The organism is Mucilaginibacter mali, from assembly GCF_013283875.1.
In the GTDB taxonomy this organism is placed as follows: domain Bacteria; phylum Bacteroidota; class Bacteroidia; order Sphingobacteriales; family Sphingobacteriaceae; genus Mucilaginibacter; species Mucilaginibacter mali.
In genome coordinates this window covers 1,822,930-1,835,863 of record NZ_CP054139.1, presented here as the reverse complement: position 1 = coordinate 1,835,863, position 12,934 = coordinate 1,822,930, and the positions used below count along the sequence as shown (strand labels likewise).

The following is a 12,934-nucleotide window of genomic DNA, read 5'->3' as shown; positions in this document are numbered from 1 at the left end:
AATATTAATTGGTTGCCTGGTATTGGTTCTTTAATAATACTTTCTTGTATTCCTGCGGGAATACTTTAACAAACTTGGTCATGGCCACCTGCCAGGTATTCAGCAGGTCTTGCGCTACGGTACTGCCGGTAAGCTGTACATGCTTGCGCAGCAGGGTAATAATTTGCTCTTCATCCTGCGGCGATAGTGGGTCAAGATCCACCATTTCGCGGTTGCAGTTCCCGGCAAAGGTACCATCGGCATCATATACCCAGGCTAAACCGCCGCTCATGCCCGCGGCAAAGTTGCGGCCTGTTTTACCAAGTATCAGCGCGCGGCCACCGGTCATGTATTCGCAACCGTGATCGCCAACGCCCTCAACTACGGTAGTAGCACCCGAGTTACGTACAGCGAAACGTTCGCCCGCCAAACCGCGGATAAACAATTCGCCGGCGGTAGCGCCGAACAGGGCCACGTTACCAATGATCATATTCTCTTCAGGCACAAATTTGGCTTGTGCCGATGGATAAATGGCCAACTGAGCGCCCGAAAGGCCTTTACCTACATAGTCGTTCGCTTCGCCCTCTAACTCAAAGGCCAAACCTGTGGTAGTGAACGCGCCGAAGCTTTGCCCGGCCGAACCTTTAAATTTGTAGTTGATGGTGTTATCCGGCAATCCGGCTGAGCCATAAACTTTTGATATTTCGTTTGATAACAGCGTACCGATGGTACGGTCGGTGTTCTTTACATCAAATGATGCGTATACCGGTGTTTTATCTTCTAATGCAGGCTTAGCGGTCTCGAATAGTTTCCAGTCGATGATATCGGCCATGCCGTGATCCTGCTGCTCGCTGTTATAAAGCGTTACACCACGTTGGTTGGTTACCGGGTGAAGAATGCCCGACAGGTCTATCTTTTTAGCTTTCCAGCTTTTGATGTTGTCCCTTACTTTCAGGAACTGCACACGGCCCACCATATCATTCACGGTACGGAAGCCCAGGTCGGCCATAATTTCGCGTAATTCCTGCGCGATAAAATGGAACAGGTTAACGATATGCTCGGGCTTACCGCTGAACAGTTTGCGCAGTTCAGGATCTTGCGTTGCCACACCTACAGGGCAGGTGTTCAGGTGGCATTTACGCATCATGATACAGCCGCCGGCAACAAGGGCAGCAGTAGCTACGCCCCATTCTTCGGCACCCATCAGGGCGGCAATGGCTATATCGCGGCCTGTTTTTAACTGACCGTCTGTTTGCAATACCACACGGCTGCGCAGTTTGTTGCGTACCAATGTTTGGTGCGCTTCGGCCAGGCCAAGCTCCCATGGCAAACCAGCGTGTTTTATCGAGCTGATTGGCGACGCGCCTGTACCACCATCATAACCGGCTATCAGGATCACATCGGCATGGGCTTTAGCCACACCGGCAGCAATAGTACCTACGCCTGCTTTTGATACCAGCTTTACGTTGATACGCGCGGCACGGTTGGCGTTCTTCAGGTCGAAGATAAGCTGGGCTAAATCTTCAATCGAATAAATATCGTGGTGCGGCGGCGGCGAAATTAAACCCACACCCGGTGTAGAGTGACGGGTCTTGGCGATCCAGTCATCCACCTTATGGCCGGGCAACTGGCCACCTTCGCCGGGTTTAGCACCCTGCGCCATTTTTATCTGTAACTCGTCGGCATTGGTCAGGTAGTTTGATGTTACCCCAAAACGTGCCGATGCCACCTGTTTGATAGCTGAACGCATCGAATCGCCGTTAGGCAGTTTTTCGTAACGGATCTCGTCCTCGCCGCCCTCGCCGGTATTGCTTTTGCCGCCAATGCGGTTCATAGCAATGGCTAAAGTGCTGTGCGCTTCGTGCGAGATAGACCCGAACGACATAGCACCTGTAGCGAAGCGTTTCAGGATGCTTTCAACCGGTTCTACCTCGTCGATAGAGATCTGTTCGCGGTGATGGGCAAAATCAAGCAAACCACGGATGGTGTAATGTTTCTCGGTTTGCTCGTTAATTAGCTTAGCATAGTTTTTATATACCTCGTAATCGTTGGTACGGGTAGCATGTTGCAACAGGTGCACCGTTTGCGGGTTGAACAGGTGCGCTTCGCCCCTGCGTTTCCACTGGTAGATACCACCCTCAGGCAGTAATTTGTTATCTTCTTTAGAATTAGCGGCAAAACCGGCCTGGTGCTTGGTCATTACCTCGCGGGCAATTTCGTCAAGTCCTAAACCTTCTATACGGGTAACCGCGCCGGTAAAGTATTTGCTTACCACGGCTTCGTTCAAACCCAATATCTCGAACACCTGCGAACCATGATACGATTGCAGCGTTGAGATACCCATTTTAGAGAAGATCTTCAGCAAACCATCGTTAACGGCTTTAACGTAGTTCTTCAGCAGGTATTTGATATCCAGGTCGGTCTCCAGGCTACCGTTTGCTTTAACCGTTTCGATGGTAGATTGCACCAAATAAGGGTTAATAGCGCTCGCGCCGAATGCCAGCAGACAGGCAAAGTGGTGTACTTCCCAAACGTCGCCGGCCTCAACTACCAGGCCTACCGCACCACGGCATCCTTTACGGATCAAATGATGGTGAACAGCAGATACGGCCAGTAAAGATGGTATCGGAGCGTGTTCCGAATCGATAGCACGATCCGAAAGAATCAGTACCTCAAAGCCATCTTCCACAGCATCCTCGGCGTAGCGGCAAAGCCTGTTCAGAGCTTTTTCCATGCTGCCGGGTTGCCCATCGGCCTTAAAATAAGTTTGCAGCGTTTTGGCGTGGAACAGGCCGGTATCGATACTGCGCAGTTTTTCTAACTGGTGGTTCTTTAGTATCGGATGTTTCAGCATTACGCAATGGCAATGCATCTTGTCTTCGTCAAGCAGGTTGCCGTTGTTACCGATAAAGGTATTCAGGCTCATTACCAAACGTTCACGTATCGGGTCGATAGGCGGGTTGGTAACCTGGGCGAAGAACTGCTTGAAATAGCTTGAAAGGTGCTGCGGTTTATCCGAAAGGATAGCCAGCGGCACATCGGTACCCATCGATCCTACCGGCTCTTTACCATCGCAGGCCATTGGTTTGATAATGGTATCGATATCCTCGCGGGTGTAACCGAATACCTGCTGGTAACGGAATACCGAATCGGGCGACAGGCTGGCGAAAGCCAAACGTGGTTCAGACAATTCGCCTAATATAATTTTATAGTTATCCAGCCAGCGGCCATAGGGCTGCTGCGAAGCTATCTTTTGTTTGATCTCTTCGTCGGCAATGATCTTGCCCTGCTCGGTATCTACCAGCAGCATTTTGCCGGGTTGCAGGCGACCTTTCTTGATGATGGTCGATTCGTCAATGGTCAACACACCTGCTTCCGAAGCGGCTATCACACGGCCATCACTGGTTACGGCGTAGCGCAATGGGCGCAGGCCATTACGGTCTAATACCGCACCTACCAGTTTACCATCGGTAAAGCAGATAGCGGCCGGGCCATCCCATGGTTCCATCAGGGTAGCATGATACTCGTAGAAGGCTTTTTTGATCGGGTCCATCTGCTCGTTACCGTCCCATGCTTCAGGGATCAGCATCATCATTACGTGCGGTAGCGAACGGCCCGAGTGCAGCAATATCTCGATGATATTATCCAAACAAGCCGAATCAGACTGCGCGCTGTCCACAACCGGTAGCAGCATCTCCATTTCTTCGGCGGTGAAGTAAGTAGAGGCGTACGATTTCACACCCGAGTAGAACCAGTTTAAGTTACCGGTAAGGGTGTTGATCTCGCCATTGTGCGCGATCAGGCGGAACGGCTGGGCCAGTTTCCACGATGGGAAAGTATTGGTTGAGAACCGCGAGTGGATCATGGCAAAGCCCGATGCAACACGCGGATCGGCCAGATCGGCAAAGTATTGGCGCAACTGGTAAGTGGTCAGCTGGCCTTTATAAATAACGGTTTTGCACGATAACGACGTAAAGTAAAAATGTTCACCGGCGGCAGGAACAGTTTCATTTACGGTTTTGGTGATATAACGGCGCAATACGTATAGTTTACGCTCAAAATCGTCGGTATTGGTAATGTGGTGCGGCCTTAATATATAGATCTGCTCCACATCCGGTTCGGCCTGGCGGGCGGTTTCGCCAATTACCGAATTATTTACCTGTAGTTTACGGTAACCTAATATATGCAAGCCTAATTTCTCGGCGGCGGCAACAATTACTTTTCGGCATGCTTTTTTAAGTGCCGATTCTTTAGGGAAGAACAGCATCCCCACCCCGTATTCGCCTGGCTCGGGCAGTGTGATCTCCAAGTTAGCGCATTCTTCCATCAGGAATTCGTGCGGCAGTTGTATCAGTATACCCGCCCCATCGCCCGAATCGGGGTCGCATCCGCAGGCACCGCGGTGCTCCATATTTTCTAAAATAGTAAGCGCATCGGTAACTATCTGGTTAGACTTGTGTCCATGTATATGGGTAATAAAGCCTGTACCACAGGCATCGTGTTCAAATTCTGGCCTGTACAGGCCCTGCTGATCGCTATCGGTCTGGTCCATCATAATAATCGCCGGTTTATAAATAGTGCGTATTTACGAAGATATAAAAAATGCAAAAAAAACCTAATTATTTTAATAATTTTTTAATTTATCTAAATTTTGTTAGCTAAATTGTATCGTTATTTGATTTTCACCTATCAAATTGGCATTATTATTAAGAATTTCACAATTTAAATGTCATGCTTAATATGCAGGCATAATAAATTTCTTGACCATTTTGGTAGTCTTTGAACAAAATATGATACAGATTATAGTTTTAGGGCTGAGATTTACCCGGAATACCCCGATTTAACATTAGATTTCACAGATAGTTTACACAGAGTACACAAAGGATTTTTTGTCCGAACCAGTGGTTTCAGAACTTCATCATACCAACCATCCCTGAAAATTCCGGTTCGGACAGTGCCTTTTTGCTTAAACCTTTATCTTTGCAAAAAATTAAAGAAAAATGCCGGGCAAAAACAAAGCAGTTTTTTTAGACAGAGATGGCGTGCTGAACCAGGAAATGGGCGACTATGTTTGTAAAATTGAAGACTTCCACATCCTTGATAATTTTGACGCTTTAAAAGAATTGCAGGACCGCGGCTACCTGTTGTTGGTAGCTACCAATCAAGGCGGTTTAGCCAAAGGCTGGTACAGCGAAGACGAGCTGGGCAAGATGCACGCCTTATTAAAGGATACTTACCAGCAACATGGCGTAGAACTAACCGACTTTTTTTACTGCCCGCATCACCCCGAATATACCGGCGATTGCGATTGCCGCAAACCCAAACCTGGCCTTTTACTAAAAGGTATAGCCAAATATGATATCGATCCGGCCCGCTCCTACTTTATCGGCGACCGTGAACGCGATGTGATAGCAGGTACTGCCGCAGGTGTTACCGGTATACTAATAGACAGCGATCAGCCGATCAGCACGGTGCTGGATATGATAGCGTAAAGCCCCCCAGCCCCCTAAAGTGGGGAGTAATTTATTGAAATATTACGATGAGTAAAATACAAAAAGATACCGCACGTTCTACCAACTCCCCCTTCAGGGGGCTGGGGGGCTGGAACATAGATTGCCTAATTGCCGCGCTGGCCGGCTTTTACATCATCCACATGTTCGCACGGTATAGCGGTATCGGTATCTCGCCCGATTCGATCATGTATGCCAGCACGGCGCAAAATATACACGATCATTTTTCGCTTATCACCTTTAATAATCTGCCACTTACCTTCTTCCCGGTATTTTACCCTACATTTTTAAGTATCTGTATCTTCATTTCAGGCGGGGTAGACCCTGTTAGCGCCGGGCCAGTAATAAACGGTTTATTGTTTGGCGCTGTTATCTATTTAACGGGATATATCACCACTAAATTTAAAGCACCATCGCTGGTATATAAATGGCTGATCCTTATTGCGGTAGTTTTAAGCCCGGCTTTACAGGAGATCTATATGTACCTGTGGTCGGAGACGCTGTTTATCCTGGTAATACTCATTTTTGTCATCGCCTATCATAAATACCTGCAAACCCATAGTACTAAAGCACTAATTATCGTATCGGTTGTGGCTGCTATTGGTTGTATTACCCGCTATGCAGGCGTTACCCTGGTAGCAGCGGGTGGCTTGCTGATCTTGATAGATGGCCGGCTAAAACCGAAGCAAAAGTTCATCCATCTACTAACATTCGGCGCTATAGGCATTTCACTGGTGGTGGGCAATTTTATATTGAATAAGTTATCTACCGGCTTAAGCACCGGCACCCGCGAGCCATCCATCACCCCATTTAAAGAAAATCTGTACTACTTCGGTACTGTGATATTAGACTGGGCCGGCCTGCCTGCCAGTTTCGACCCGATTGCTGTGGCCTTCGCGGTAATTGTGATATTGGGTTTAGCTACCCTATTTATTGTCCGTGTAGCGCAACACCATTTAAACAGTTACGAGAATATCATTATCTGCTACACGCTTACATATGGATTGTTTATACTGGTAATTGCCACCATATCCCGTTTCGAGCGAATGAATAGCCGCCTGCTATCCCCCATGTTTGTGCCTTTACTGCTATCATTCACCTGCTGGATACCAGATCTGATCAAATACATCAAATTCCGTAAAAAGTGGTTACTGGCTACACCGTTTGTAATTGCCATGCTGGCCTACGAATACACCATCGCCCGTATAGATTACCAAACCTACGACGACTTTTGCGAATACGGCATTCCCGGTTATACTGATGATGACTGGAACAAATCGGACTTTATTGTTTTCCTGAAACAGCACAAGCATATCTTTAAACCCGGCTACCCCATCTACAGCGATGCCGACGAAGCCGTATATATGTTTACCGGTATGCACAGCACCCTGATGCCGCATAAGTTTTTTAAAAAGGACGTTGAAAAACTTTACCAGCAAAAGAAGTTTTACCTCATCGATTTTAAAAAGATGGAAAGCCCCGAACTGGTGGGCCTAAAGGAGTTGCAAGAGCATAAAAAACTGACCCGCCTTTATGATTTTAAAGATGGAGCGGTATATCTATGCGAAAGTGAGTGATTAGAGATTAGTTAATCAGAGATCAGGTTGTAAACCGATTAATATCATTTCTCTCTAATCTGTTTTTCAATATCTATCGCATAACCCTCAACCTGCTTAATTACTTCACCCAAATCGGTACCGGTGGCACCAGCTTGCCTGCCGTAAGCGTCGGTAAGCGTTACCCTGTATACATTATTAGCTATTTCATTAATGTCTATTTTCCAGCCGGGGAGCGTTTCCATACATTCAGTAATATTTATACCTGCAAATAAATACACCTATTTATTTGGCCTAACCGAGACTGTGGGGTGATAAATCACTGTATAACCAGCCGTTTCATCGGTTTGCTGGCGTCCTGTTTTGGTATTTACTTTTAAAGGCTTTTGCGCTAATTTATCGCCATCAAGTTTATAGTTCACGGCCATGGTATCGGTCATCCCCTCCTGCTTAAATGTCCACACAGCTTTAATGGTATCGCCAGATCGGGTTCCGTTCAGTATGCCTTTGCGGCCATCTTTTTCGTAGGGTAGCCAATTCATTTCGCCGGTTACGGTATTGCCTTTTATTACCAGTTGCACGGTGGTGCTATCCTGGTTCTTATTGCCCTCGGTGCGTACATAGCAAAGAGAAGTAAGGGCCGTGGTATCACCTGTTTTAGGCGCCAGTGATTTTTTGGCAGCGGTATCGCCGGCGTTCATCGTATCGATACTGCCGGTTTTATTTGATGGTGAGGAACAGGATGCGATGGCAAGTATGGCAATTCCTGCAAGGATAATTGTTTTCATGGTAATAGAACAGCAGCGCGGGAATATGGTTTTAGTGGTGAGGTAACCACAAATGTCTGAACCAGAATTTCCGGAATTTAAAAATGTACAGAATTCTGAAACTCTAAAATTCGGCAAATTCTGGTTCAAACAAATTTGGCGCTCTTTTTACTTAAATTACCAGAATACCCTTGCTACTTCATGATCTTTATCATCTTGAAGTTTTTATTATGCCTAAACTCCAGCTTGCTGTTATTAAATGTAAAGTTAGTTACCCACTTATTATCAACCATTATATTGGCCGGTTTAAACGGCAGTCCGACAATTGAGAAGTTATAGTTCTCGTACCGTGGCGTGTATAAACCTTCCAAACTTTGCTGAATGGTCATTGCTGTTTGGGTGCCGTTAACCTGGAATTTCTTCTCAAGATAAATATCCTGTTCGTAGGCAAAAGTTTCGCCGTAATCTTCAAAAACAAACGAGTTAGCTTCGATGTCGCTATAATAAACATTCAGCTTCACTTCTTCAATTTCCAGTTCGCCAACGTATTGCTGCACCGGATATTCGGGGATTACTGAACCTGCCTTAACAAAGATCGGGATGGTATCCAGCGGCGTTTCAACCTGTACTTCTTTACCGCCATCAACCAGTTCGCTGGTCCAAAAGTTATACCATTTGCCTTTAGGCAGGTAAACAGTGCGGAATTGTATGCCCGGCTCCAGCACAGGACAAACCAGTATCTTATCGCCATAGGTAAACTCGTCCTGGCGGAAATGGTTCGATTGTACATCCTGCTCCTGCATTACCACCGGCCGTAAAATTGGGAAACCGTAACGGTGATGCTCCCAGAATGTAGAGTACATATAAGGCATCAGGCGATAGCGCAGTTCAATAAACTTGCGGTTGATGGCCGTGAACGGCTCGCCGAAGCTCCATGGCTCACGCTCCTTGGTATCGCCGGCACTGTGCGCCCGCATAAAGGGCGAGAACGTACCCAACTGGATCCAGCGGGTGAACAGTTCGCCATCCGGCTCGCCGCTAAAGCCGCCGATATCGGTACCGCAAAACGGCACGCCCGACATTGACAGGCGCTGGCACTGGATATTACCAATTTTCAGATGCTCCCACGATGCTACGTTATCTCCCGTCCACACCGATGCATACCGCTGCAGGCCCGAATAACCTGCACGGGTGATGGTGAACGGACGCTTATTCTTCAATATTTTACGCAGCCCCTCGTAAGTGGCGCGTACCATTTGCATCCCGTATACGTTGTGCGCCTTACGGTGCGAACCGCGGTGCCCATCGTACTGATGGCGCACATCATCGGGAAAAGTGCCCGCGCCGAAAACGGCGGGTTCATTCATATCGTTCCACACACCGGCTACGCCCAGTTGCACCAGTTCGTCAAACAAACCGCCCCACCATTCGCGTACTTCGGGGTTGGTAAAATCGGGGAACTGGCAGCGGCCCGGCCAAACGTGGCCTTCCATAAAGTAATCGTCGCTACGGCGGCAGAAATAACGTTTCTCTTTACCCTCTTTAAATACAGGATAGCTATCGTCCACACGGATACCCGGATCAATGATCACCACCGTTTTGAAACCGTCGGCAGCCAGGTCGGCTATCATCTTTTTCGGATCGGGAAAGTATTTGCGGTTCCAGGTGAAACAGCGATAGCCATCCATATAGTCGATATCTAAATAGATACCGTCGCAAGGGATCTTCCTGTCGCGGAAGCCTTTGGTAATTACACGCACCTTCGACTCGGGATAATAACTCCAGCGGCATTGGTGGTAACCCAGCGCCCACATAGGTGGCATCGGGTGCGTACCGGTAAGGATATGGTAACGCTTCACCACATCCATCATGTGCGGGCCATGGATATAATAATATTGCAGTTCGCCACCGTCCGACCAAAAACTGGTCTTGCTGGCATCTTCTGCACCGAAATCAAAGTGCGATTTAAAGGTATTATCAAAAAAGATCCCGTGAGCTATACCCTCGTTCACGCTGATATAGAACGGAATGGTACGATAAAGCGGGTCCTGCCCCCACTGGAACGAATAGGCGTCGGTATTCCAGTTGGTGAAGCGTTTGCCGCGCAGGTTCAATTCGGTAGGTTTATCGCCCAGGCCAAAGAAAGTCTCGCTGGGGTGGCAAACCTTGGTGCCGAATACATAATAGCCGCCAAACTGGGTATTCTCTTCCCAGTGCATAGGGACAGCGTCAACGCTGGTTACCTTATTATCGCTATCTGAAAAGGCGATAAAGAAGTTCTTTTTGCTGATATGGCAACGGATATTGGGCGTGCTGATGCGGTATTCGTCAGCGTCTTCGGTCAGTTTAAACTCGGTGGTGCGGGCCTCAAGCTTTGGTACACCGTACGAAAAGTCTTCCAGGAAAACGCCATGTGGCGCTACCCTGATACGGATAATTTCGTTGGTGATCACAACAGCCTCAACCTTGGCCTCCCCATCGGTAAAGTAGAACTTATTGCCCGATTGCACCACACTATTGGGGATACCGAGGTATTTTTTCACAATGGGCTTTATACCATCGGCAGGGTTATTCAGGTGGCGGAAGCCCTCAATTTCCTCTTCAACTACCGGGGCTACAATATTAGGATCGGTATTTAGTATGTTTTCTTCCATAAAATCGTACACAAATTCGTCTTTACGTTTAATGTTGCAATAAGGGCCGGCGTAAATTGTGCATTTTTCCTATTGCTAATAAACAATATTTGTTCAATAAACGGGCCATCCTTTTTGTAAAAAGTACACCAGTTATAAATAAATATCATTTTAGTAAAAATTCGGGCTTTAAATTAAAAAGTTGGCAGGTGTTGGTTTGTCGTCCGGATGTGCCACCACGTCATTGCGGGGTACGAAGCAATCTCTAAGCTACGTATTGCGGATTTGCAAGTCGCTCTGCTTTCGTAGAGATTGCTTCGTACCCCGCAATGACGCTGGGGCAATGGAAACCTAAAAACTCAACATCACCCCACCCGTAGCCGGCAGCGTAATATCCAGTCCATTCGTCATATCGTTCGATGTAAATTTCACCTCACTCAGCACATCGGTAAACTCAGTTTGTCCTTTTATATTCAGTCGTTCGCGCAGATCATCGGGTAGCTTTACATTCAGTTGGCGCTGATCGCGGTTAAAGTTTACTACCACCAAAATGCGCTGCTTTACAGTATAGCGCAGGTAGGCATACACTTTTTCGTCGAACCCGCTGTTTTGCTGATTAGCCAGCATCAGTTCATAAAAATCGCCCAAACGGATGGCTTCGTTTTCACGTGCGGCTTGTAATAATTTGCTGTAAAAGAAGCGCAGCGAGCTTGCTCCGGCATCCAGCGCGCCGCCATCATATTTGCCGCCGTTCACCCATTTTTGCAATACGGGCATACCCCAATAATCAAATATGGTGGTGCGGCCATCCCTGCCGCTAAAGCCTTCGGCATCGTTGGCGGGTTCGCCTACCTCCTGCCCGGCGTATACCATTACCGGCCCGACAGATAAAGTAGCTGTAACGATCATGCCCGGAATAGCATACCACGGGTTGCCGGCAAACACATCCGACGCGATACGGTACTCGTCGTGGTTTTCCATAAAACGCAACATATGGTCGTCTTTGCCGCGGGCATCATAGTTCCACACTTTGTTGATATCCCAAACGGTACCCTCGTTACGGGTCAGTTTAAAAATGGCATCGTACAAGCCTGTCTTATCATACAGATAATCGAACTTGCCATTATAGATATAGTTATCGTACTCGCGCGTATCGTAAGCCTCGCCAATAAATACCAGTTGCGGGAATTCATTTTTCAGCCTACCTATCACCCAGCCCCAAAACTCCATCGGCACATGTTCCACCATATCACATCGGAAACCGTCGACACCTTTCGCAACCCAATAGTGCAGGATATCGTACATTTTGTTCCATACCGACGGCGGCGGATCGAAGTAGGTTTTCCAGCCGTCCAGGTAATCCCGGCCATAATTTAGCTTTACGGTCTCGAACCAGTCATTTATAGACGGCGTAGCGCTGAACACATCGTTACCGGTAGCCTTGGCGGGGATCTCTATAAATTTACCATCCTTCAAAGGGTGCTGAAATTCATCGCCACCCGGATTATAACCTTGCGGTACCTCGAAAGCCTGCCCTGTGATATAGTAAAAATCATTCTGTGGATCGAAGGCTTTGCGGTTATCATCATCCTCGCCAAAATCCATCACACCCGATGGTTTAGCGTCCGATTGATAGGTACGCGCCACGTGGTTAGGCACAAAGTCCATCAGCATAAGCAGGCCGTTATCGTGCGTACGTTTTATCAGTGCTTCGTACTCGGCCATCCGGTTCTTTACATCCACGGCCAGATCGGGGTCAACATCGTAGTAATCCTTTATGGCATAAGGCGATCCAGCGCGGCCTTTTATCACATCCGGATCATCATTAGGGATTCCGGCGGCCGAATAGTCGGTCATGGTAGCGTGTTCTATCACGCCGGTATACCAAACATGGGTAAACCCCATCAGGCGGATCTCCTGCAAGGCTTTATCGTTAATATCGTTAAACTTGCCTACCCCGTTCTCTTCTATCGAGCCATAAGGTTTATTGCGGCTGTTGGTATTGCCGAACAAGCGCGGCAGCATCTGGTAAATAACTAATTTATGATCTGGGAGTGTTGGTGTCATTTATATGTATATGGTATCTGTTTCGTTTAAAAGTTGTCATTGCGAGGAGCTGCCCGGGTATGTGCGATGGGGGGGCGACGCGGCAATCTCATAGTTTGATTTGCATACTACGAGATTGCCGCGCTATCGCTCGCAATGACAAGGTATTTTATTTTTAAGACTTACGAAGTTTTTAAAAATCGTAAGTCTAGGTTATTCATAATTATGGCGTTGCCTGCGGCCCGGGCTGTACGCTCATACTGCACAGGCCTTAGCCACAAGGCCGGTATCCGCTGCCATCCCTAACGCGGCAGTGTGGCTCTGCTCACCGGCTTACTCACCCCGACGACGCTTCGCTGGTCGGCCCTCTCTTCGCAGCGCGGAAAGCGGGCAAGAGCGGTATTCATTGTAGCGAGGGGTTTCAAACCCCTCGCTACGGTTCT

7 protein-coding genes are annotated in these 12,934 nt (G+C 47.8%); 2 read left to right on the top strand and 5 right to left on the bottom strand.

Annotation, left to right across the window (positions count from 1 at the left end; genetic code table 11):
* Positions 1–4: 4 nt before the first annotated feature.
* The gene (gltB, locus tag HQ865_RS07760) at positions 5–4,531 is read right to left on the bottom strand and encodes a glutamate synthase large subunit (RefSeq protein WP_173417748.1); all 4,527 of its coding nucleotides are present in this window, start codon (positions 4,529–4,531) and stop codon (positions 5–7) included.
* Positions 4,532–4,979: 448 nt separating this feature from the next.
* On the opposite strand from gltB, the gene HQ865_RS07755 reads away from it, so the two are divergent.
* Both HQ865_RS07755 and HQ865_RS07750 read left to right on the top strand, forming a co-directional pair.
* Positions 4,980–5,471, top strand: a complete 492-nt coding sequence (locus HQ865_RS07755) for a D-glycero-alpha-D-manno-heptose-1,7-bisphosphate 7-phosphatase (protein ID WP_173414344.1) — start codon at positions 4,980–4,982, stop codon at positions 5,469–5,471.
* Between the two features lie 47 nt (positions 5,472–5,518).
* Positions 5,519–7,066: a glycosyltransferase family 39 protein gene (locus tag HQ865_RS07750; RefSeq protein ID WP_173414343.1), complete on the top strand. Its 1,548-nt coding sequence runs from the start codon at positions 5,519–5,521 to the stop codon at positions 7,064–7,066.
* Positions 7,067–7,110: 44 nt separating this feature from the next.
* On the opposite strand, the gene HQ865_RS07745 is transcribed toward HQ865_RS07750, so the two are convergent.
* The 4 genes from HQ865_RS07745 to HQ865_RS07730 all read right to left on the bottom strand — a co-directional run bounded on the left by HQ865_RS07745 (position 7,111) and on the right by HQ865_RS07730 (position 12,512).
* Entirely contained in the window at positions 7,111–7,290 is a 180-nt protein-coding gene (locus HQ865_RS07745; RefSeq protein ID WP_173414342.1) for a hypothetical protein, read from the bottom strand.
* Positions 7,291–7,326: 36 nt separating this feature from the next.
* Complete coding sequence (locus tag HQ865_RS07740) at positions 7,327–7,833, bottom strand: hypothetical protein (protein ID WP_173414341.1); 507 nt, start codon at positions 7,831–7,833, stop codon at positions 7,327–7,329.
* A gap of 173 nt (positions 7,834–8,006) precedes the next feature.
* Entirely contained in the window at positions 8,007–10,466 is a 2,460-nt protein-coding gene (locus HQ865_RS07735) for a glycoside hydrolase family 31 protein (RefSeq protein WP_173414340.1), read from the bottom strand.
* Positions 10,467–10,796: 330 nt separating this feature from the next.
* Complete coding sequence (locus HQ865_RS07730; RefSeq protein WP_173414339.1) at positions 10,797–12,512, bottom strand: alpha-amylase family glycosyl hydrolase; 1,716 nt, start codon at positions 12,510–12,512, stop codon at positions 10,797–10,799.
* Positions 12,513–12,934: the final 422 nt, after the last annotated feature.